Source organism: Nocardia acididurans (assembly GCF_016741815.1).
Taxonomy (GTDB): Bacteria; Actinomycetota; Actinomycetes; order Mycobacteriales; family Mycobacteriaceae; genus Nocardia; species Nocardia acididurans.
This window is the reverse complement of record NZ_JAERRJ010000009.1, coordinates 323,840-345,799: the sequence shown is the minus strand read 5'-3', so window position 1 is coordinate 345,799 and position 21,960 is coordinate 323,840. Positions and strand designations below refer to the sequence as shown.

The 21,960-nt window shown below is 66.4% G+C and carries 21 protein-coding genes and 4 tRNA genes; 12 read left to right on the top strand and 13 right to left on the bottom strand.

Annotated features, from left to right (window positions below; translation table 11 throughout):
* Positions 1-24: 24 nt before the first annotated feature.
* The 6 genes from JK358_RS24770 to JK358_RS24745 form a co-directional block, all read right to left on the bottom strand.
* Positions 25-726, bottom strand: a complete 702-nt coding sequence (locus tag JK358_RS24770) for a polyprenol monophosphomannose synthase (protein ID WP_201951520.1) — start codon at positions 724-726, stop codon at positions 25-27.
* Positions 727-854: 128 nt separating this feature from the next.
* The gene (locus tag JK358_RS24765; protein ID WP_201951106.1) at positions 855-1,031 is read right to left on the bottom strand and encodes a hypothetical protein; all 177 of its coding nucleotides are present in this window, start codon (positions 1,029-1,031) and stop codon (positions 855-857) included.
* An 84-nt stretch (positions 1,032-1,115) separates the two neighbouring features.
* Positions 1,116-1,192, bottom strand: a tRNA-Phe gene (locus JK358_RS24760).
* Positions 1,193-1,228: 36 nt separating this feature from the next.
* Positions 1,229-1,302 (bottom strand) — tRNA-Asp (locus JK358_RS24755).
* A gap of 31 nt (positions 1,303-1,333) precedes the next feature.
* Positions 1,334-1,409: transfer RNA gene (locus JK358_RS24750), tRNA-Glu, on the bottom strand.
* A 92-nt stretch (positions 1,410-1,501) separates the two neighbouring features.
* Positions 1,502-2,167, bottom strand: a complete 666-nt coding sequence (locus JK358_RS24745; RefSeq protein ID WP_201951105.1) for a TetR family transcriptional regulator — start codon at positions 2,165-2,167, stop codon at positions 1,502-1,504.
* 1,034 nt (positions 2,168-3,201) lie between these two features.
* Between JK358_RS24745 and JK358_RS24740 the strand changes: the two genes are divergently transcribed.
* The 6 genes from JK358_RS24740 (at position 3,202) to phoU (ending at position 9,533) form a co-directional block, all read left to right on the top strand.
* A tRNA-Lys gene (locus JK358_RS24740) sits at positions 3,202-3,274 on the top strand.
* A gap of 133 nt (positions 3,275-3,407) precedes the next feature.
* Complete coding sequence (locus tag JK358_RS24735; protein ID WP_201951103.1) at positions 3,408-4,004, top strand: DUF937 domain-containing protein; 597 nt, start codon at positions 3,408-3,410, stop codon at positions 4,002-4,004.
* Positions 4,005-4,234: 230 nt separating this feature from the next.
* Entirely contained in the window at positions 4,235-5,212 is a 978-nt protein-coding gene (locus JK358_RS24730; RefSeq protein ID WP_201951101.1) for an acyl-ACP desaturase, read from the top strand.
* Between the two features lie 69 nt (positions 5,213-5,281).
* Positions 5,282-6,433 carry a tRNA dihydrouridine synthase DusB gene (dusB, locus tag JK358_RS24725; RefSeq protein WP_307817713.1) on the top strand — a complete coding sequence of 384 codons (1,152 nt, stop codon included), beginning with the start codon at positions 5,282-5,284 and terminating at the stop codon, positions 6,431-6,433.
* Positions 6,434-6,669: 236 nt separating this feature from the next.
* On the top strand, positions 6,670-8,772 hold the full coding sequence (locus JK358_RS24720) for an LCP family protein (RefSeq protein ID WP_201951100.1): 2,103 nt from the start codon (positions 6,670-6,672) through the stop codon (positions 8,770-8,772).
* Between the two features lie 89 nt (positions 8,773-8,861).
* Positions 8,862-9,533: a phosphate signaling complex protein PhoU gene (gene phoU / locus JK358_RS24715; protein ID WP_201951098.1), complete on the top strand. Its 672-nt coding sequence runs from the start codon at positions 8,862-8,864 to the stop codon at positions 9,531-9,533.
* Between the two features lie 92 nt (positions 9,534-9,625).
* Here phoU and JK358_RS24710 read toward each other — a convergent pair whose 3' ends face one another.
* From JK358_RS24710 to JK358_RS24680, 7 genes are all read right to left on the bottom strand, one after another.
* Positions 9,626-11,236, bottom strand: a complete 1,611-nt coding sequence (locus JK358_RS24710; protein WP_232851789.1) for an MFS transporter — start codon at positions 11,234-11,236, stop codon at positions 9,626-9,628.
* A gap of 159 nt (positions 11,237-11,395) precedes the next feature.
* A complete protein-coding gene (gene pstB / locus JK358_RS24705; protein WP_201951096.1) occupies positions 11,396-12,172 on the bottom strand; it encodes a phosphate ABC transporter ATP-binding protein PstB in 777 nt (258 codons plus the stop codon).
* An 18-nt stretch (positions 12,173-12,190) separates the two neighbouring features.
* A complete protein-coding gene (gene pstA / locus JK358_RS24700; protein ID WP_201951094.1) occupies positions 12,191-13,090 on the bottom strand; it encodes a phosphate ABC transporter permease PstA in 900 nt (299 codons plus the stop codon).
* Positions 13,087-14,097: a phosphate ABC transporter permease subunit PstC gene (pstC, locus tag JK358_RS24695; RefSeq protein ID WP_201951092.1), complete on the bottom strand. Its 1,011-nt coding sequence runs from the start codon at positions 14,095-14,097 to the stop codon at positions 13,087-13,089. Before pstC ends, pstA begins: the two co-directional genes overlap by 4 nt.
* A gap of 108 nt (positions 14,098-14,205) precedes the next feature.
* The gene (gene pstS, locus JK358_RS24690; protein WP_307817712.1) at positions 14,206-15,327 is read right to left on the bottom strand and encodes a phosphate ABC transporter substrate-binding protein PstS; all 1,122 of its coding nucleotides are present in this window, start codon (positions 15,325-15,327) and stop codon (positions 14,206-14,208) included.
* A gap of 362 nt (positions 15,328-15,689) precedes the next feature.
* Positions 15,690-16,628, bottom strand: a complete 939-nt coding sequence (gene mshD, locus JK358_RS24685) for a mycothiol synthase (protein WP_372440715.1) — start codon at positions 16,626-16,628, stop codon at positions 15,690-15,692.
* Complete coding sequence (locus JK358_RS24680) at positions 16,629-17,387, bottom strand: winged helix-turn-helix transcriptional regulator (RefSeq protein WP_201951090.1); 759 nt, start codon at positions 17,385-17,387, stop codon at positions 16,629-16,631.
* 308 nt (positions 17,388-17,695) lie between these two features.
* Between JK358_RS24680 and JK358_RS24675 the strand changes: the two genes are divergently transcribed.
* The 6 genes from JK358_RS24675 to JK358_RS24650 all read left to right on the top strand — a co-directional run bounded on the left by JK358_RS24675 (position 17,696) and on the right by JK358_RS24650 (position 21,831).
* Positions 17,696-18,574, top strand: coding sequence for an LmeA family phospholipid-binding protein (locus JK358_RS24675; RefSeq protein ID WP_201951086.1), 879 nt, complete (start codon positions 17,696-17,698; stop codon positions 18,572-18,574).
* On the top strand, positions 18,571-19,032 hold the full coding sequence (locus tag JK358_RS24670; RefSeq protein ID WP_201951084.1) for a thioredoxin family protein: 462 nt from the start codon (positions 18,571-18,573) through the stop codon (positions 19,030-19,032). Before JK358_RS24675 ends, JK358_RS24670 begins: the two co-directional genes overlap by 4 nt.
* A 264-nt stretch (positions 19,033-19,296) precedes the next feature.
* Positions 19,297-19,803 (top strand): DUF4395 domain-containing protein, encoded by a 507-nt coding sequence (locus JK358_RS24665; protein WP_201951081.1) that lies wholly within the window; start codon positions 19,297-19,299, stop codon positions 19,801-19,803.
* A 31-nt stretch (positions 19,804-19,834) separates the two neighbouring features.
* Entirely contained in the window at positions 19,835-20,668 is an 834-nt protein-coding gene (locus JK358_RS24660) for a sulfurtransferase (RefSeq protein ID WP_201951079.1), read from the top strand.
* Between the two features lie 6 nt (positions 20,669-20,674).
* Positions 20,675-20,980, top strand: coding sequence for a DUF1416 domain-containing protein (locus tag JK358_RS24655; RefSeq protein ID WP_201951075.1), 306 nt, complete (start codon positions 20,675-20,677; stop codon positions 20,978-20,980).
* Positions 20,981-21,156: 176 nt separating this feature from the next.
* Positions 21,157-21,831, top strand: a complete 675-nt coding sequence (locus JK358_RS24650) for a heme-binding beta-barrel domain-containing protein (protein WP_201951070.1) — start codon at positions 21,157-21,159, stop codon at positions 21,829-21,831.
* Positions 21,832-21,960 lie beyond the last annotated feature (129 nt).

Sequence of the window (21,960 nt, the reverse complement as noted above, 5' to 3'; positions counted from 1 at the left end):
GGGCACGAGATCTCAGAGTGAGTTTCAGACCTGACGGCCGAACAGGAGCTTCCACGGCATGGCCGCAGACTCCAGCTGCACCTTGAGGCTCATCTTGGACGCGCCCAGGGTGCGCTCCTCGAAGCGGATCGGCACCTCGGCGATGGCGATGCCCTTCTTGACCGTGCGGTAGTTCATCTCCACCTGGAACGAGTAGCCGTTCGACTTGATGGAGGCCACGTCGATGGCGCGCAGCGTATCGGCCTTCCACGCCTTGAAACCGGCGGTGGCGTCCTTGACGCCCAGGCGCAGAATCAGATTCACGTAGAAGTTGGCCCAGGCCGAGAGCGCCTTGCGGTACCACTTCCACTCCTCGGCGGTGGAACCGCCGGGAACATAACGGCTTCCGAGCACGACGCCCGCGTCGGTGGTCTCGAGCTTCTCCAGCATGGCCGGGATCACCTCGGCCGGATGCGAGAGGTCGGCGTCCATCTGGATCACCACGTCCGCGCCCTCGTCGAGCGCCTTGGTGATGCCGGCGATGTAAGCGCGCCCGAGCCCGTCCTTTTCGGTACGGTGCAGCACGCTCACCTGATTCGGCAGGTCGGCCGCCAGCTTGTCGGCGACCTCACCGGTGCCATCCGGCGAGTTGTCGTCCACGACCAGCACATGCAGGTCCGCCACCGGTAGCGCGGTCAGACGCTCCACCGCCACGGGCAGGTTCTCCCGCTCGTTGTAGGTCGGCACCACCACGGTCACCTTCAAGGCCTCGCCCTCCCGCGCGCTTCGGTCACTACTTGCTCCGAAACCGTACTTGATGGAACTGAGTGGCGTATGAGCGCACCACGCGTGATGTACGGGCGATCACACGACCGTCAGTCGTCCTCGGTGTCCGCGGCCTTGTTGCGCGCCCGCGCGATCTCCAAAGCCCTTTCGGCCGTTGCCTTGTCGGGATACGGGCCCATCCGGTCGTTCACCCAGCCCTGCTTGCCCTGGACCGCCTGATGGGTGGTGAGGTCGTAGTACCACGCCTGGTCATCGGAATCAGCCATGCCTCCATGGTGGCACCAAGATCAGGCCGGTAGGTCCGGACACACGAAAAAGCCCGCACCTACCGGTGCGGGCTTCTCCGAATCTGGTGGCCAAGGCCGGGATCGAACCGGCGACCTTCCGCTTTTCAGGCGGACGCTCGTACCAACTGAGCTACCTGGCCGAAAGGCACCCATTCGAATGCCAAACTTGTGTCTTGCGACCCTGACGGGACTCGAACCCGCGACCTCCGCCGTGACAGGGCGGCGCGCTAACCAACTGCGCCACAGGGCCTTGCTTGCTCCGCCAGTAGTGTTGCCACTACTGGTACCCCCTACGGGATTCGAACCCGCGCTACCGCCTTGAAAGGGCGGCGTCCTAGGCCGCTAGACGAAGGGGGCCCGCCAGATTTCTCTGGACCGTTTGCTCAACGGCTTCCGTTGGGAGCGGAGATAGCTTATGACAGCTTCCGCTCTAATCCCAAATCTGCTGGTCACAGCGCCAAATTGAGATCTTCCAGCCGTGCCGCCACCTTCCAGCCGCCGCGCTTGAACTCCTCGGCCCACTCCGGTGTCGCGGTGGCCTCGATGACCACCTCGAGCGCCTCGGCGAAACGGGAGCGCAGATCCACCGGGCCGCCGAGCACATCGGTGATGTAGCGCTGACCCGCCAGCGCCGCCGCGATGGTCCGCGTGAAGCGGTCCGGGTCGGCGTCGGCGCGCAACTGCTTGTGCTCGATGGCACGCACCGCGAGCAGCCGGATGGACCGCCCGAGGATGCGGCCGCCGCCGGCTTGGATGTCGCGGTAGAACTCCGGCTCGATGATGAGCCGGAACTCGGCCTGGATGATGATGTCGTTCTCCAAGCGCAGCGCGATCTCGTCGATCATGCCGTGCAGAACGTCCAGCGGGCCGAGATCGCCTCTGCCGAGCCATCTTTCGGTGGAGGCGCGGTAGCGGTCGACCGCCGCTTCCAGAACTGCCCGTGCCAGATCCTCCTTGGAATCGAAATGAAAGTACATGGCGCCCTTGGTGGCGCGTGAACCTTCCAATATGCGGTTGAGCGATGCAGCGGCATAGCCGCTCTTCCCGAACTCAACGGCGGCGGACCTGATGATCGCCGCGCGTGTCCGGCGGGCCCGCTCTTGCTGCCGTGCCATGCTCGAAACGCCTCCGAAGCTAGCTACCGTCGCGGACCCTTTGGGCTACCGTCGACGCGAGTTACGTGTCTTTCAAATACTTCAAGGCGGGCTGATGCCCTAATTACCAAACTTTTGGTACGAAAAAGCGCGAAAAACTTGAAACACACCAACTGGTATAGTTTTTCCCGCCCGGGTGCGCCGCAGGGGGTGCGCATCCGGGCAATCTCGTCGTCTGGATCCGCCTCCCGCAGCTTCATCTGTTGGAGCCGCGATCGGCCAGACCGGTCGCGACACGTTCGGGCACATCAACGATAAGCCGAATCCCCTGCCGCCGGGGCAATCCCGGTTCTTCGGGAATTCACCAGTCGGTCACCGTACCCGGAAAGTCCTCCCTGCGTGAGGTGTACCGGAAAGTCAGTTAGCCAGACCGCCCCCTTACACACGCCGCAATTACCCAGTTACCCACTGGGCGATTGGTCCGAAAAGACGAATTCGCCCATATCCCATCGATGTTCGGCACGCGCGGCACTCCCCTCCGGTTCACCCCCGTCGGCGCGGCATCATCCCCGAGACGCCGTCCACGCCCACGCGCGAACGCCCGCCCGGCCCCACCTCCCGCACCAAAAAGGTTGCCACACATCACCATTGGATGATATTCGCACCCGGTACAAACGAAACAAACTGCGTGGCAACGCGATTGCCGGGGCCGTTCCGGAGCACTCGGCGGCCGGGAACGCACCATGGATCCTCACGCCGGGTCTTCATTCGCGCGACACCCCGAACGCCGCCGCGAAACCCCGAGTCCGTTTCACCCGTGCCGCCCATCGAACCGGTCAGTACCCCGTGCGCGTCCCCGCAGACACCGACCGGTCCCCCCACCCGGACGCCGGAAAAAGATCGGCCCGCCCGGGAGCCACCTCCCGGCGGCGCGCCCGGAGCAAGCCCCCATCACCCCCGGGCAAACCGGATGACCTGCGCAAATGTCCACTCACCGAACACAATCGGATACTCGTTTAACACTTGCGGGCGCGGCACACTACACTGTGGCCCGCGCCCCTATAGCTCAGTTGGTAGAGCTACGGACTTTTAATCCGCAGGTCCCAGGTTCGAGCCCTGGTGGGGGCACAATGGACGAGGGGTCCGGATCCTACATCCGGACCCCTCGCCACATCCGCGAATCTGTGGCAATCTGTCCGGATTTCCCCTACCGTTGCCTCGTTAGGGCAAATCCGGGAACCCATCACCTCAGGCGGAGTTCATGACTTCCTTCGATGACCTGCTCTCCAACGTGCCGGTCGCGCAGATCGCCAACAAGCTCGGAGTTGACGAAGCAACCGCGACCACAGCGATCAATGCGGCAATTCCCGTGCTACTCGGCGGCTTCCAGGCACAGGCCGGCAACCCCGAAGTCGGCCTGAACCTGGAAGGCGAGGTCGCCAACCAGCCGGCCACCCTCCTCGACGGCGGCGTCGACATCGAACAGGTCGACACCACCCAGGGCAGCCAGATCGTCGACCAGACCTTCGGCGCCGAGAAGAACACCGTCATCAGCGCCCTCGGCAATGTCGGCGGCGGCAACGCCCAGGACCTGATGGCCAAACTGCTTCCCATGCTCGCCCCGATCGTGCTCGCCTACCTGAGCAAGAAGGCCCTCGGCGGCGGCGCCGCGGCCAGCAGCGGAACGCAGGCGAGCGGCGGCGGCCTCGGCGACATCCTCGGCGGACTGCTCAGCGGAGCCACCGGGGGCGGCAAGGGCGGTGGCGGCCTCGCCGACGTGCTCGGCAAGGCGGTCGGACAGAACGCCGGCGGCGTCCTCGGCAATGTGCTGGGCGGCCTGCTCGGCGGCAAGAAGTGAGAAGGCACCGAATTCCGGTGTGCGGCTAACGAACTACGGCTCGCAGCGATAGAGACATCGCTGCGAGCCGTAACCGTTCGGCAAGGATGCCGACCCATATGACATCTCTCACTGACCCCGCAATGGGGACCGCATGAGTTTCACATCACCCTACGGTGACGTAAGGTATGGGCCGCGGCGGCAGGCCAGCGAGGGATACAGCAAGTTCGCATCACACGAAGGGCGTATGTATGGCAAAGGATCTGACTCAACTCGAGCTACTGACGGAGTTGGAGCCGGTTGCCGAGGAGAACGTCAACCGCCACCTGTCACTGGCCAAGGAATGGCACCCGCACGACTACGTGCCGTGGGACGAGGGCCGCAACTTCGCCGCCATGGGCGGCATCGACTGGGATCCCTCGCAGTCGAAGCTGAGTGAACTGGCCAAGGCGGCCATGATCACCAACCTGCTCACCGAGGACAATCTGCCGTCCTACCACCGGGAGATCGCCGAGAACTTCTCCCAGGACGGAGCCTGGGGCACCTGGGTCGGCCGCTGGACCGCCGAGGAGAACCGCCACGGCATCGTCATGCGCGACTACCTCGTGGTCACCCGCGGCGTGGATCCGGTCGCCCTCGAACAGGCGCGCATGATCCACATGACCAACGGATTCGCCTCCCCCACCGAACAACTCGAAGACCTCGGCAACGCCGGGTTCCTCTACTCGGTGGCCTATGTGACCTTCCAGGAACTGGCCACCCGCGTCTCGCACCGCAACACCGGCAAGGTCTGCGACGACCCGATCGCCGACCGCATGCTGCAGCGCATCGCCGCCGACGAGAACCTGCACATGATCTTCTACCGCAACATGTGCGGCGCGGCCCTGGACCTCTCGCCCGACCAGGCCATCGAGGCCATCACCCTCATCCTGGAGAACTTCCAGATGCCGGGTGCGGGTATGCCCAACTTCCGGCGCAACGGCGTGCTGATGGCCAAGCACGGCATCTACGACCTGCGCCAGCACCTCGAAGAGGTGGTCAACCCGGTCCTCAAGAAGTGGCGCATCTTCGAACGCGACGACTTCACCGCCCGCGGCGAACAGACCCGCGAACGCCTGGGCCTGTTCCTCGAGAAGCTCGGCAAGGACGTCGTGAAGTTCGAAGAGCAGCGCGACCGCATGCTGGCCCGCGAAGCCGCCAAGCGGGAGAAGGAACTCACCAACGCCTGAAACCTCGCATAGCCGAAAGTGCGCCGGTGTGTTCCGGCGCACTTTCGCGTTGATGCGACACTGGAGGGCGTGACTGCCTCGCTCGAAGCCGCCAAGACCGCCCTGCGGATCGGCCCCTACCAGGTCGACCCGGCGGTCGTGCTGGCGCCGATGGCAGGCATCACCAATGTCGCCTTCCGCACGCTGTGCCGCGAATTCGGCAGCGCCACATCGCTGTACGTGTGCGAGATGATCACCGCGCGCGCCGTGGTGGAGCGCAACGAGAAGACGCTGCACATGATGTCGTTCGGGCCCGACGAGAGCCCGCGCTCGATGCAGCTCTACGGCGTGGATCCCAAAACCCTCGGCGAGGCCGTGCGCATCGTCGTCGGCGAAGGCTGGGCCGACCACATCGACATGAACCTCGGCTGCCCGGTCAAGAAGGTGACCCGGCTCGGCGGCGGGTCCGCGCTGCCCTACAAGCGGCGGCTGTTCGCCAATATCGTGCGCGAGATGGTGAGCGCGGCCGGGGACGTGCCGGTCACCTTCAAATTCCGGATCGGCATCGACGACGAGCACCACACCTACCTCGACACCGGGCGCATCGCCGAGGCCGAGGGCGCGGCCGGTGTCGCCCTGCACGCGCGCACCGCGGCGCAGCTGTACTCCGGGCAGGCCGACTGGAGCCATATCGCACGGCTCAAGGAAGCCGTCACCACCATTCCGGTGCTCGGCAACGGCGATATCTTCACCGCCGCCGACGCCCTGCGGATGATGGACGAAACCGGTTGCGACGGAGTCGTTGTCGGACGCGGCTGCCTCGGGCGGCCGTGGCTGTTCGCCGAACTGTCGGCCGCATTGCGCGGCGAACCCATTCCCACCGGACCGACCCTCGGCAGAGTCGGCGAGATTCTGCTGCGGCATGCCGCCCTGCTCGTGGAACACGACGGCGCGGACAAAGCCATGCGCGATATTCGCAAGCACATGGCGTGGTACTTCATGGGCTTCCCGATCGGTTCGGACCTACGGCGCAAATTCGCCACCGTCTCCAGCCTGACCCAGATCGAAGACCTTGTCGGACAACTCGATCCGAGCGTGCCGTTCCCCGTCGACGAGGCCACCGGGCCGCGCGGTCGGCAGGGATCGCCGCAGGTGAAGGTGGCTCTGCCGGACGGCTGGCTGGACGATCCGGAGGACGATTCCGTCCCCACCGCGGCCGACGTCATGCACAGCGGCGGATAACCGGCTCGCCGAACCGATTTCGACATTTCCGCACATTTGTTCGAACAAATCCTGGCGATGTCGCGACTTCGACATAGAGATGCAACCCACAAATCGGCTTTCCCTAACCCCGGAGAGCCGCAGTTCGCATCAGAATCTTGGGGGCGGTTGCTCCAGTCCATTTCGGTTCGAGTGGTCCATCGTGGCGGAATCGTTATCATGGCGGTCGGCATCGAATAGCAAAGTGAGGTTCGTTGGTGGGTGACGATCGGTACGGGCGTACGCCACGGCCCGGAGGTCTCGCCCCGTGGGAGCGCTACCCCGCGGACGACGAAGCTCAGTCGCGCACGGGCCGGCGCAGCCGGCACACGGACAACGCCGCCCCCGGCTCCGCGCCGATCTCGGTGCAGGACTTGGTCGAACGCGTCGACAGCGAACGCAAGACCCGCCGTCGCCGCCGCGCCGAACCCGACGACCAGCCCGCCCCCGCCAACTCGGCAGGCTGGCCCGAAACCGGCTCCCGCCGCGCCGTAGCGCCGGAACAGCCCGCCGCCAACGGATCTCGCCGCCCCGCCGACACCGAGCCCCCGCACACCAACGGCTCCCGCCGCCCCGCCCCCGCCGACACCGGCGCACGCCGAGCGGTAGCCCCGGAAGCGCCCGCCACCAACGGTTCTCACCGCCCGGCGGCCCCGGCCGATCCCGTCACCGAAGAGCTACCGGTGATCCCCCCGGCCCCGCGCGCCGAACGCGCCAAGGCCCCCACGCCCGCGCCCGTCGCCTCCCCCGCGGACTATCCGACCACCGCACTGCCCGCCGCCGTCGGCGCGAAACCCCTGTCCCGCTTGGCCGCCGGACGCCGGCGCCGCACCAAGCGGATGAAGCTCGCCGCCCGCTCCACCGCCGTCGTCTTCTCCGTGATCGCACTGCTCATCACCGGCGGGGCCTGGAGCTACCTGAAGGCGAAGGACAACAACTTCACCCAGGTGAACGCGCTGGACCCGAACTCCGAGGACATCGTCGACGCCAACGCCCAGTACGGCCAGGAGACCTTCCTCATCGTCGGCACCGACACCCGCGCGGGCGTGAACTCCAGCCTCGGCGCGGGCACCACCGACGACGCCGAGGGCGCGCGCGCCGACACCGTCATGCTTGTCAACATCCCGGAGAAGCGGGACCGCGTCGTCGCCGTCTCCTTCCCCCGCGACCTCGACGTCACCCGCCCGGTCTGCGAGGGCTGGGACAACGAGAAGGCCAAGTACACCGGCGAATCCTTCCCGTCCGCCATCGGCGACAAGCTGAACGCGGTCTACGCGCTGGGCGGCCCGAAATGCCTCACCAGCGTGATCCAGAAGATCTCCGGCATGCGCATCAACCACTTCATCGGCATCGACTTCGCCGGATTCGAGACCATGGTCGACACTATCGGCGGCGTCGAGGTGTGCACCGCCAAACCGCTCGTCGACGAAATGCTCGGCACCATCCTCACCGACCCGGGCAAGCAGGTCGTCAACGGCTCCACCGCCCTGGACTACGTGCGCGCCCGCCACGTCGTCGGCGAGGAACGCAGCGACTACGACCGCATCAGCCGCCAGCAGCGTTTCCTGTCCTCGCTGCTGCGCGGGGCCCTGTCCAACAAGGTGCTGTTCGACCTCGGCAAGCTCAACGGCTTCATCGACGCCTTCGCCCAGCACTCCTGGATGGACAAAGACACCGACACCAAGGACCTGCTGACGCTGGGCCAGTCGCTGCGCAAGGTGGACGCCGGAGCCATCACCTTCCTCACCGTGCCCACCGCCGGAACCACCTCCTACGGCAACGAGATTCCGCGCGAATCCGATATCAAGGCCATCTTCAGCGCGGTCCGCAACGATCAGCCGCTGCCGGGTGAGAAGAAGAACGACGAACCCGCCACCACGACATCGGCCCCGGCGGACAAGCCCAAGCTGCTGGCCGTAGATCCCTCCACGGTCTCGGTGCAGGTGTCCAACGGTTCCGGCATCGGCGGCGTCGCCGCCACCGCGGCCACCAAACTGTCGAACCAGGGCTTCCAGATCTACAGCACCGGCAACTTCGCCGAGGGCACCTCCAGCAAGACCAAGGTCCGCTACTCCAGCGGGCAGGAGGCGGCCGCGGCCACCGTCGCCAGCTCCATCCCGGGCTCGACCCTGGAGTTCACCACCGGCATGGGCAGCATCGTGGAAGTGGTGCTCGGCAGCGACTACGCCGGAACCATCAAGACGCCCACGGCCTTCGGACAGACCCTGCCGGACGCGCCGACCGAGGTCGCCGGTGCGGCGCCCGTCACACTCCCGTCCGACCTGGAGCACGTGAACGCCGCCGACGACACCTGCAAGTAGGCGGGCCGGGAGCTGCCCGTACAGACCAGCACCCAGGTTTTACCTACCGTTGGTGACTTGGTCAGCAGGCCCTACTAGTGTCTAGTTTCATGCGTGTCATCTACAACGAACAAATGGCCGAGCTCGCCGATCTCCTCGGTGGCATGGCCGGGCTCGCCGGGTCGGCGATGGAGCGGGCAACCAACTCGCTGCTGAACGCCGACCTCGAGCTCGCGGAGCAGGTGATCACCGAGTACGACCGGATCGCGGAGATGATCCAGCTCGCCGAGGAGAAGGCGTTCGCACTGCTCGCGCTGCAGGCACCGGTCGCCGGTGATCTGCGGCAGGTGGTCAGTGCCATCCAGATCGTCTCGGACGTGAACCGCATGGGCGTCCTGGCGCTGCACGTCGCCAAGATGACCCGCCGCCGCTTCCCCGCGCACGCCGTGCCGGAGGCCGTCAACAGCTACTTCGCCGAGATGGGTCGCATCGCGGTGAAGATGGGCGCCGCCGCCAAGGAGGTGCTCGAGACCCGCGATCCCGAGCGGGCCGCCAAGCTCAACGACGACGACGAGGCGATGGACGATCTGCGCAAGCACCTGTTCACGCTGATCATGGATCGCGAATGGGACCACGGCGTGGCCTCGGCCGTCGACGTCGCACTGCTGGGCCGCTACTACGAGCGGTTCGCCGACCACGCCGTCGAGATCGGCCGCCGGGTGGTCTTCCTCGTCACCGGCGTGCTGCCGCCGGATCCGGACTCCGAGAAAGAGTCCATCTAACTCTCCAGGGGCATCTCAGGGCTTCGCCCCTGAAACCCCTTGTGCGACGAGGCCCCCCGCACCTGTGTGCGGGGGGCCTCGTCGGCTCTCACTCAGTCCTTGTCGCGCCAGGACAGCAGGATGGAGCGGTTGCGTTCCGGCTTCCAGGGCAGCGTGACGGCCACGACGAAGGCGGCGACCACGAGCACGCCCACCGCGACGTACGAGGCCGCCTGCGCGCCCTGCATGGCCGCGACCTTCATCGCGTAGATGAGATCCGTCTTCGCCTGGGCGAGTAGCGGATTCACCGGCGCCTTGACGATCTCCAGGACGCTGATGGGCGTATTGCTCGCCAGCTCCTTCTGCTGATCGCTCATGATCTGCTTCGGAATCGACTCGATCCGCTCGCTGATCCTGCTGCTGTAGATCGACGTCATGATCGAGCCCAGCAGCGCGACGCCGAGCGCGCCGCCGACCTCACGGGTGGTGTCGTTCACCGCCGAGCCCGCCCCCGCCTCCGCCAAAGGCACCGAGCCCATGATGGATTCGGTGGCCGGCCCCTGCACCACCGCGAATCCGATGCCCATCAGGATCATGGACAGCACCACCGGGCCCAGGTACGGCGTCTCCGGCGTCGTCTGCCCCGCGATGTACATGGCCACCGCCAGGATCAGCATGCCGCTCACGATCATGACCGTGGTGCCCAGCCGCTGTGCCAGCAGCGTGGCGAGCGGCGCGCCGATACCCACCGCCACCGCGAAAGGCAGTGAGTGGATGCCGAATTGGAGCGGTGACAGCTCCTTCACACCCTGGAAGTACTGGGTGATCAGGAACAGGAATCCGAACGCGCAGAAGTACGACACGGTGATCGCCATGGCGGGCACCGCGAATCGGCGGATGCGGAACAGATTCATGTTCAGCACAGGCGTTTTCACGCGCAGCTCCCACGCCACGAAGGCCGCGAGCACCAGCGCCGCCAGCGCGTAGGCGATGACGCTCTGGGTGGAGAACCAGCCGTGCTTGGGCGCTTCGATGATCGACCACACCAGCATGGTGATACCGGCCAGCGACAGCACGATGCCGACCCAGTCGAGCCGATCCACGTGTTCCGCACGGGATTCCGGCGTGGTGAGCAGCACCGCCGCGATGGCGATCAGCGCCACCGGCACGTTGATCCAGAACACCGAATGCCAGGAGAAGTACTCCAGCAGCCAGCCGCCGACCGTCGGCCCGACGGCGATGGCGATACCGGCCATGGCCGTCCACAGCGCGATGGCCGCGGCCCGCTCGCGCGCCTCGGTGAAGATATTGGTGAGCAGCGCCAGGGTGGCCGGGAAGACCACGGCCGCGAAGACGCCCATGCCCGCGCGGGCGGCGATGACCTGGCCGAGTCCGGAGGCCAGCGCGCCCGCCATGGACATGACGGCCACACCGGTCAGGCCGATGATCATGAATTTGCGCCGGCCGTACCGGTCCCCTAGATGTCCCATGGCCAGCAGGAGTCCGGAGAACGCCAGGGTGAAGGCGTCGACGATCCACTGCAGGCCGCTCATATCGGCCTGCAGCTGCACCGCCATGGATGGCAGCGCCACGTTCACGAGCGTGTTGTCGAGCACTACGAGCAGTTCCGCGAGGCAGATGGCAATCAGGGCGGCGATCCGCCCCTGTTTGCTCAGCCCCTGCACGGTTCGTCCGGAAACCCGGCTCGCCATTGACACCGTCATCCGACACCTCCCAACTAGACCGATCGGTTTACCGAGTCAGACTAACTGTGACTGTCAGTTGCACACAATCATCCCGTGGTCGGATTCGCGTATGACGAACGACACAAAAAAGCGACCCCGGCCCATACGGGCCGGGGTCGCGAGAACTCCGTGCGCGGCCTAGCCGAAGCGACCCGAGATGTAGTCCTCGGTGGCCTTCTGCGACGGGTTCGAGAAGATCTTCTCGGTCTCGTCGATCTCGATCAGGCGACCCGGCTTGCCCTGGGCCTCCAGGTTGAAGAACGCCGTCTGGTCACTCACACGCGCGGCCTGCTGCATGTTGTGCGTGACGATGACGATCGTGTACTCCTTCTTCAGCTCGGAGATCAGATCCTCGATCGCCAGCGTCGAGATCGGGTCGAGCGCCGAACACGGCTCGTCCATGAGCAGCACATCCGGGGAAACAGCGATCGCCCGCGCGATGCACAGACGCTGCTGCTGACCACCCGAGAGCCCGCCGCCCGGCTTGTCCAGCCGGTCCTTGACCTCGTTCCACAGATTCGCGCCGCGCAGCGAGCGCTCGGCCACCTCATCGAGCTGCGCCTTGCCGCGCACGCCCTGCAGCTTCAGCCCCGCCACCACATTGTCGCGAATCGACATGGTGGGGAACGGGTTCGGACGCTGGAACACCATGCCGATGGTGCGGCGCACGCCCACCGGGTCCACCTGGGCCCCGTAGATGTCCTCGCCGTCCAGCAGCACCGCGCCCTCGACGCGGGCCTCCGGGGTCACCTCGTGCATGCGGTTGAGCGAACGCAGCACCGTGGACTTGCCGCAGCCCGACGGACCGATGAACGCGGTCACGCTACGCGGCAGCACGGTCAGCGCCACATCGGCCACGGCGTGGAACTTGCCGTAGAAGATGTTCAGGTCTTTGATGTCGATCCGCTTGGCCATGAGTAGTTTCCGTTCGCTCTATCGGTTCCGCGTGAGCAGCTTGTTGACACCGGCGGCCGCGGCATACAGCAGCGCGATGAGAAGGATCAGGGTGAGGGCGGCACCCCACACGCGCAGTCGGCCGGCCTCCTCCGGGTTCGCCAGCTCCTGGTACATGAGCAGCGGCAGCGAGGCCATATTGCCGTCGGCGATATTGAAGTTGATCGACTTCGAGTAGCCGACGAGCACCAGCACCGGCGCGGTCTCACCCATGACGCGGGCGATCGAGAGCAGGATGCCGGAGATCATGCCGGGCGCGGCGGTCGGAACCACGATCCGCACAATGGTTTTCCACTTCGGGATCCCGAGTGCGTAGGAGGCTTCCCGCAACTCGTCCGGGACCAGCTTGAGCATCTCCTCGGTACTGCGCACCACCACCGGCAGCATGAGCAGCACCAGCGCCAGCGACACCGCGAACGCGCTCTGCGGGAAGCCCATCGTGGCGATCCACAGCGCGAAGATGAACAGCGCCGCGACGATGGACGGCACACCGGCCAGGATGTCCACCATGAAGGTGGTGGTCTTGGCCAGCCAGCCGCGACCGTATTCCACCAGGTAGACCGCGGCCATGATGCCCAGCGGCACCGCGATGACCGCAGCCACCGCGGACTGCACGATGGTGCCGTAGATGGCGTGGTAGACGCCGCCCGCGTTCTGCTCGGGCAGCACACCCTTCTGCGACTTGACCCACCAGTCGGCGGAAAGGATTGCCTCCCCACCCCTTTCGATCACGGTGTAGAGCACCCACAGCAGCGGGATCAGCGCGATCACGAAGCACACCCACACCACCACGGTGGCGAGGTTGTTCTTGATCCGGCGAGCGGTGCTGACATGCCGGAAGGTCGGGGCCTTGACCGGCTTGTCGAGTGTGGCGGTCATCCGTTCACCTTCCCGCCGGCGACCAGCCGGGCCAGTGCGTTGACGATGAAGGTCAGAGCGAACAGCACGAAGCCCGCGGCGATGTAGGCGCCGGTCGGCAGCTTCGAGCTGAATTCCGCCGCGGCAGCGGCGATCTTGGAGGCGAAGGTGTAGCCGCCGTCGAACAGCGACCAGTGCGCGGCCTGCGACGAGGTGCGCAGCACCACGAGCACGGCGATGGTCTCACCGAGCGCGCGGCCCAGGCCCAGCATGGAGCCCGCGATCACGCCGGAGCGGCCGTACGGCAGCACCGTCATGCGCACGACCTCCCACTTGGTGGCGCCCAGCGCCTGCGCGGCCTCGATGTGCGCGCGCGGCGTCAGGCCGAACACCTCACGGCTCACCGAGGTGATGATCGGCAGGATCATGACCGCCAGCACCAGGCCGGCGACGAAGATCGTGCCGCCGCCGGCGATGGAGACATTGCCGTCGGAGAACAGGAAGAACCAGCCGAGCTTCTCGTTCAGGAAGCGCTGGAACGGCTCCGTTTCCGGAGCCAGGACCAGGTAGCCCCACAGACCGAACACGATCGACGGCACCGCCGCGAGCAGGTCCACCAGCATGGAGAACGGGCGGGCCAGCGCCTTGGGCGCGTACTGCGTGAGGAACAGCGCGATGCCGACGCCGATCGGCACCGCGAGCACCAGCGCGAACACCGAGCTCAGCACCGTGACCGTGAACAGGTCCTTGATGCCGAATCGCAGATGGTTGGCATCGGAGGTGTTGAATTCGGTGCTGGTGAAGAAGTTCGCCTCATTGGCCGCCAGTGACGGGACGGCCCGCACCAGCAGGAACAGTGCGATGAGCGCGATGGCGGCGACAATGATCGCCCCGGCGGCCGTGGCCGCCGAACGGAAGACGAATTCCGCGCCGAACTTCTTCTGGCCCCGGCCGCCGGAGTCCTTCGCCGTGGGCGCGGGGCCCTTCGGTTCCGGAGCTTCCGGCTTCTTGGTGAGATCGGTCGGCATGAGCGCAGTATCCCCCGGCGGCTGGCTGCCCCGCGGACCGGTCGGTACCGACCGGTTCGCGGACGCTGATTGATCGTGCACGGTCATGGTTCTTTATCGATCAGTCGATCAGGAGATGGCGTTGACGGCCGTGGTCAGCTTGGTCTTGAACTTCTCCGGGATCGGCACGTAGCCGGCGTCCGCCAGACCGTTCTGACCGTTGCCCACCGCGGACAGCAGGAACGCCTTGACAGCCTTGGCGGTGTCGGCGTCGCTGTACTTGGAGCAGACGATCTCGTAGGTCGGCATCACGATCGGGTAGGCGCCGGCCGTGGTCGGCTTGTAGATCGAGGAGAGATCCAGGACCAGGTCGTTGCCCTCACCCGAGATCTTCACGCCGTCGATGGCCTTGCCCGCGGAGTCCGCGTTCAGCTCGACCGGCTTCGGGTCGTTGGAGGTGGCGACGGTCAGCAGGCGGGTGATGGACAGCCCCTGCGCCTTCGCGAACGACCACTCGTTGTAGGTGATGGCGAACTTGGTGTTCTTCACCGCGGCCGAGGTGCCCTCGTTGCCCTTGGCGCCCTCGCCGACGCCGCCGTTGAAGGCCTTGCCCGCGTTCTGGGTCCACGCGCCGTCGGAGGCGGCGGTCAGGTACTTCTGGAAGTTGTCGGTGGTGCCCGACTCGTCCGAGCGGAAGATCACGGCGATCTTCTCGGCCGGCAGAGCGGCCTTCTGGTTGAGCGCCTTGATGGCGACGTCGTCCCAGGAGGTGATGGTGCCGTTGAAGATCTTGGCCAGGGTCGGCGCGTCGAGCACGAGGTCGGTGACGCCGGGGATGTTGTAGGTCACGGCGATCGGACCGAACACGGTGGGCAGGTTCCAGGCCGGGGCGCCACAGCGGTCGGCGGCCTGCTTGACCTCGTCCTTCTTGGCGTCCAGCGGCGAGTCGGAGCCCGCGAAATCGGTCTGGCCGCCGAGGAATTCCTTCACGCCGGCGCCGGAGCCCGAGGAGGTGTAGTCCAGCTTGAAGCCGTCGCAGTTGGCCTCGTAGGCGGCGACGAAACGGTCCATCGCGTTCTTCTGAGCCGACGAGCCGCTGGCCTTCAGAGCCTTCTTGCCGCCGCAGGCGACGTCGACCTTGGCCACGTTGCCGGTCTCGGCGGTGTTGTCGTCACTGCCACACGCCGTGAGCGTCATGGCACCGGCCGCGATCAGCGCACCGAACACGGTGGTGCTGCGCTTGAGATTCACCTATTCCTCCGGGAATCACGATCTGCACGCCCGACCCCTCAACGGTCGGACGGGCGCTGGGTGGCGGCCGTTCGCTGCGAACTAGCACACCGGGCAGCGTCTACCGCCCACAAGCAACGTAAGGGCGCACGGTTGACAGTTGGACCAGGGCAGGTGAACGGGAGATGAACAACCCACCCCGATTGCGCTGCACGATATGTGACATTTGCCGCACAGTTGCTAAATCTATTGCCCTACGCTTCGCTTCGGGCGGGTTCGCGGCCCTGAGGTCTCGATTCTTCCCTCCTCCGCTCCTCCGCTTCGCTCCCCCGCTCCGTCAGTCCAGAATCGAGACGGCCGCGAACCTTGGGGCGGGCGGAGGGCTACGGGGATATGGCGTAGGCCACGTCTACGTGGAAGCGTTCGAAGCCGAGCTTCGTATAGGTGTGAACCGCGGCCGTGTTGTCGGCCTCGGTGTAGAGCAGCACCTGACCCAGTTCCCGGTCCCGCAGATAGTGCAGACCCGCGAGGGTGAGCAGGCGACCGAGCCCGCGACCCTGCGCGGACGGGTCGACGCCGACGACGTAAACCTCTCCGATGTGCGGGTTCTCGTCGTAGTGGATCTTGGTCCAGTGGAAGCCGAGGATCTTGTCCGGCGCGGCCGGATCGACGGCGATGAACAGACCCTTCGGGTCGAACCAGGACTCGTTGCGGCGGATTTCGATATCGCGTTCGCTCCACGCACCCTGTTCGGGATGCCAGGAGAAGGCTTCGCCGTTCACCCGCAGGATTTCGGCGTCATCGGAAGGCCCTGCGTAAGTACGCAATTCGAGCCCCTCGGGCACCCGCAATTCCGGTAGCTCAGAGTTAGCGAGATCGCGGCGCATCTGCCACAGCTCGCGCGCCACCGACAGCTTCAGCCGCGCCGCCACCGCCTTCGCGGGCGGCAGATCACCATGCGCCCAGATCCGCGCGCCCCGACCGCCCGCCTCGAACGCCGCGCGCACCAGCTCGGTGCCCACACCGCGGCCGCGCGCCGCCGGATCCACGACCACCTCGGCCATCGCCGGATGACCGCCATGGGAGGGAACGAGATTCACGTATCCGGCCACACCCGCACCCGAGGCATCGGGCACACAGTGATGCCACGCCTCGGATTCCGCGCTCAGTGACAGCACGGCCTGTTCGGAGACGGGTGCCACCCCATCGGCCGCGGTCGCCCGCTCGATGATGGTCTGTGTCTGCCGCGCGACCGCGTCCGGCAGCTGCCGGACCCAGCCGAGCTCCCGCAGCCGCATACCCGGCTGCCGCTCCGAAATCATCTAGAAAGTGCCGTTCGCCGTGGTCAATTCGGTATCGCCGGTGTCGTCCGCATCGGGGAAGGTGACCGTCTCGCCCTTGCCGCCAGAGGTGCGCGCCGGGCGCACCGCCTTGTAGCCGACGTTGCGGACCGTACCGATGAGCGACTCGTATTCACTGCCGAGTTTGGCGCGCAACCGCCGCACGTGCACGTCCACGGTGCGGGTGCCGCCGAAGAAGTCGTATCCCCAGACCTCCTGCAGCAGCTGGGCGCGGGTGAAGACCCGGCCGGCGTGCTGCGCGAGGTACTTGAGGAGTTCGAATTCCTTGTAGGTGAGGTCGAGCGGGCGGCCGCGCAGCCGCGCGGTGTAGGTGCCCTCGTCGATCACCAGCTCACCCAGGGTGATCTTGCCGGTGTTCTCCGGGCTGGCCACGCCGCCGTTGCGGGCGACCAGCAGGCGCAGGCGGGCGTCGAGTTCGGCGGGTCCGGTACCCGGCAGCAGGATGTCGTCCAGTCCCCAGTCCGCGTTGACGGCCACCAGGCCGCCCTCGGTGAGCACCGCGACCACCGGCACGGAGGATCCGGTGCTGCCCAGCAAACGGCACAGGCCGCGCGCGGCGGCCAGATCGGTGCGGGCGTCGACCAGTGCCACATCCGCGGAACCGGCCTCCAGCAGCGAGGCCACCTCGGTGGGCGCGGGTCGCACGTGGTGCGGCAGCAGCGCCAGCGACGGCAGCACCGACTCAGGATTGGGGTCGGAGGTCAGCAGGAGCAGCTCCATGGGGGCCCTCCATCCCATCTGGCATGTGTATGGCTACCGCGCTGTCAGCCACACCCGCATGCTCGTCATCACAGGTAAGTCGATGCATACATTAGCGCGTAGTTGCGGAAGACCACGCAATCCGGGCGGCGCATCACAGCCCGGCTATCTGTACTTGATTGCCCTCCGCTTCGCTCCGGGCGGGTTCGCGGCCCTGGAGTCTCGATTCTTCCCTCCTCCGCTCCTCCGCTTCGCTCCCCCGCTCCGTCAGTCCAGAATCGAGACGGCCGCGAACCTTGATGGCGGTCCTGAACTACTAGGGTTGGTTTATGTACTTCCGAAGGCTGATCATCGGGCTGCTCTGCCTGGCAGGGCTGGCTGTCGTGCTCGACTTCGGCGTGGCCGCGTATTCCGAGTATCGGGTGTCGCGACTGCTGCGGACCGGATCGGATCTCAAGGCCGACCCCGAGGTCACCTTCCACGAGTCCGTGCTGTCGCCGTTCGTGTCGCAGGCGGCCGACGGTGAATACGAGAAGGTCAAGATCCGCGCCCGCGCCGTCCAGGCCGACATCCCCGGCGACATCACCATCGAGGCCGATCTGTACGGGGTGCGGCTGCCGGTGGGCGATCTGGTGGACGGGGCCGTGAACAGCGTGCCCGTGGACGAGGTGCAGGCCACCATGCGCATCGAACCCGTGGAAATGGGTCAGCTCTTCAAGATTCCGGATCTGCAGGTGCTGGGCCCGCCGGCGGACAAGTCCGATGGTTCGGGCGGTTCGGGCGGTTCCGGCATCACCAGCACGCCGTTGAAGCCGGGCCTGATCCGGCTGGTCGGCACCATCCCGCCGGTCACCGAGAACGACAACACCGCGACCGCCTCCTCGAGTTCGAACGCCCCCAAGAAGAAGGTGGTGAGCGTGCTGGCCGAACTGCGGCTCGACGGCGATCAGGTGCACATCATCGCCACCGACATCTACCGTGACACCACCTCGACCCCGGCCGCGGTGGTGCCCGAGGCGGAGAAGGCCGAGGAGGTCCCCGAGGCCGACAAGGCCACGGTGCTGGCCTATTTCACCCGCACCATCGACACCCGCGCCCTGCCGTTCGGCATCCAGCCGACCAAGGTGCGCGCGCTGGGCGGGCAGATCATCGTGGAGGGCACCGCCAAGAACGTCACCCTCGATCTGGATCGGCTACAGCAGCCGTGATCGCGATCGGCGCACTGGTCGCGGCGGTCGCGGGAGCGATCGGCGTGGGAATCCTGTTGCGCCGCAACGAGGGCCGCCTCCGGCATACCGACTCGCCGCAACCGGTCCCCGAAAAGGCCGCGGGCAGGGCGCAATTGCTCGCCGACGCCGGGCTGATCGCCGGTCTGCCCGCGGTGCTGCACTTCTCGGCGGACTGGTGCGGCCCGTGCGCGGCGGTGCGCCGCGTGGTGTCGGGCGTCGTCGCCGAGCTGGCCGCCGCGCCCCGGCCGCCGCTGGACATCGAGATCGACATCGACGCGAATCCGGCGCTGGCGCGTGAGCTGAACGTGCTCTCACTGCCCACCACGTTCGTCTTCGACGCCGTAGGACAGGAGAAGTACCGCATTTCCGGCGTTCCGAAGGCCGCGGATTTGCGCACGTCACTGGGTGCTTTGACCGACTCCGAGGCGGTCGAGTGACCAGCATTACGGGCCCCGGGTCCAATTTCCCCCGAAAATTGGGTAAACTCCCTCTCGTGCAAACCAACCGCGAGCTGATGCTCACCCGACGCCGCACGGTAGACCTGTGCCGCCTCGGTGGTTGTTGCTGCCTGTGCCGCTAGCCGGTCGGCCCTTAACACGTCTTCTTCCCTGACGCGCCGACCGGATTCGTCCGCCGTACGAGAGATCGTCTGATCCTCCGGCGATCTGGCCAATAGTCCTTCAGCGCAGGAGCACACCCCCATGTCGAACCCGAATACACCCGGTAGTACACAAAATTCCACCACCGCCCCGACCGGACAGGTCGATGTGCGCGGCCCCCGCTTCGCCGCCTGGATCACCACCGCCGTTCTGGCGCTCGTGCTGATCATCGCCACCTTCTCCGTTCCGGCCGCCACCGTGCTGCTGGCCCTGCAGGCCGTCGTGTTCGCGCTCGGCGCCGCCTACGGTCCGCGCCGCAGCCCCTACGGCCGCCTCTTCGCGACCTTCGTCGCGCCCAAGATCGGTCCCGCCCCCGAGGTGGAACCTGTTGCGCCGCTGCGGTTCGCGCAGTTGGTCGGCCTGGTGTTCGCCGTGATCGGCGTCCTGGGTTATGCCGCGGGCAATTCCGTGATCGGTGCCGTTTTCGCCGGTTTCGCCTTGTTCGCGGCCTTCCTCAACGCCGCCTTCGGCATCTGCCTGGGCTGCAAGATCTATCCGCTCGTCTCGCGGTTGAAGACCGCGCCGACCAACCCCCATCCCACCGCCTGACACCGGCACCCGCCACCTCGAAAGGAACACAATGGCTCGCTCCGATGTCCTGGTCTCCGCAGACTGGGTCGAAGAGAACCTGAACACCCCGGGCGTCGTCCTCGTAGAGGTCGATGAGGACACCTCGGCTTACGACCTGGGCCACATCGAGGGCGCCGTGCGCCTCGACTGGAAGAAGGACCTGCAGGATCAGGTTCGCCGCGACTTCGTGAACCGTGAGCAGTTCTCGGATCTGCTGTCGGCCCGCGGCATCGGCAACGACGACACCGTCGTGCTCTACGGCGGCAACAACAACTGGTTCGCGGCCTACGCCTACTGGTACTTCAAGCTCTACGGCCACCAGGACGTGAAGCTGCTCGACGGCGGCCGCAAGAAGTGGGAGCTGGACGGCCGCCCGCTGGTCAAGGACGTCAAGGTGCGCCCGGCCACCGCCTACAAGGCTTCGGAGCAGGACCTGGCCATCCGCGCCTTCCGCGACGACGCCATCGCCGCCATCGGCAACAAGAACCTGGTCGACGTGCGCTCGCCCGACGAGTTCTCCGGCAAGATCCTGGCCCCGGCCCACCTGCCGCAGGAGCAGTCGCAGCGTCCCGGCCACATCCCGGGCGCGATCAACGTGCCGTGGTCCAAGGCCGCGAACGAGGACGGCACCTTCAAGAGCGACGCCGAGCTGGCGCAGCTGTACAAGGATGCCGGTCTGGACGGCGAGAAGGAGACCATCGCCTACTGCCGCATCGGTGAGCGTTCCTCGCACACCTGGTTCGTGCTGCAGGAGCTGCTGGGCCACAAGAACGTCAAGAACTACGACGGGAGCTGGACCGAGTACGGCTCCCTCGTCGGTGCACCGATCGAGTTGGGAGCGTAATCAAACATGTGTGCAGCACCTACCCAGGGTCAGGCCATTCCGGCCAACGTCGACGTCGAGAAGGAAACGGTCATCACCGGCCGCGTCCTGACCGCTGACGGCCAGACCGTCGGTGGCGCGTTCGTGCGCCTGCTCGACGGCAACGGCGATTTCACCGCCGAGGTTGTCGCCTCCGGCACCGGTGACTTCCGCTTCTTCGCGGCGCCGGGCACCTGGACCATCCGAGCGCTGTCGGCGTCCGGCAACGGTTCGGCCGAGGTCGCGCCCGAGGGCGCCGGCATCCACTCGGTGGATGTGACCGTCGCGAAGTAACGCGAAACACGCGAAACGGCCCCGGGATTCATTTTCCCGGGGCCGTTTTCATGTCTGCGGGCAATGCGGATTAGACTCGCGAACGTGGTGCAATTCTTCGAGATTCTGCTGGTCCTCGTCTCGGTGCTGATTGCCTGGTTCGCCGGGTACGTCGCCTACCGGTTGTTCACCGAGTCGTGACAGAGCCGGCGAGCGAGAACAACGAAAACGGGGAAGACAGCACTGCGGTACGCCGCAGTGGCGACCAGGCGGTCGCCGAGGCTGTCGAGCGCGCCAAGAACACCAGCGTGCGCAATATCCCCTCGCTCGACGGCCTGCCGCTGCCGGAGGACACCGCCAACCTCCGCCTCGGCCCCGACCTGAGCTCCTCCATGCTCGCGCTGCTACCCCTCGTGGGCGTGTGGCGCGGTGAGGGCGAAGGCAACGAACCCGACTCCGGCGACTACCGCTTCGGTCAGCAGATCATCGTCTCGCACGACGGTGGCGACTACCTGACCTGGGAGGCGCGCTCCTGGAAGCTCGACTCCGACGGCAAGTACGCCGGCCCGGATCTGCGCGAGAGCGGCTTCTGGCGGGTCGGTATCGACGGTGACGACGAGGTGCTGGAGCTGCTGCTCACGCATTCGTCCGGCATCGTGGAGCTGTTCTACGGCCAGGCGCTGACCCAGTCCTCCTGGGAGCTCGCCACCGATGTGGTGATCCGCTCGCAGTCCGGCGTGGTGGTCGGCGGAGCCAAGCGGCTCTACGGCATCGTCGAGGGCGGAGACCTCGGGTACGTGGAGGAGCGCATCGCCGCCGACGGCGCGCTGGAGCCGCGACTCTCGGCGCGCCTCCAACGCTACATCGGCTAGACACTTCGAAACCCGCTGCCCGGCAGCGGGTTTCTTCGTTTCCGGGTGGAAATGGAGCGACCCCCGAGTCGGTATCGCGGATGCAACTCACGCGATCCTGATCGGACAAGATCAGGGACTCGGGGGCCG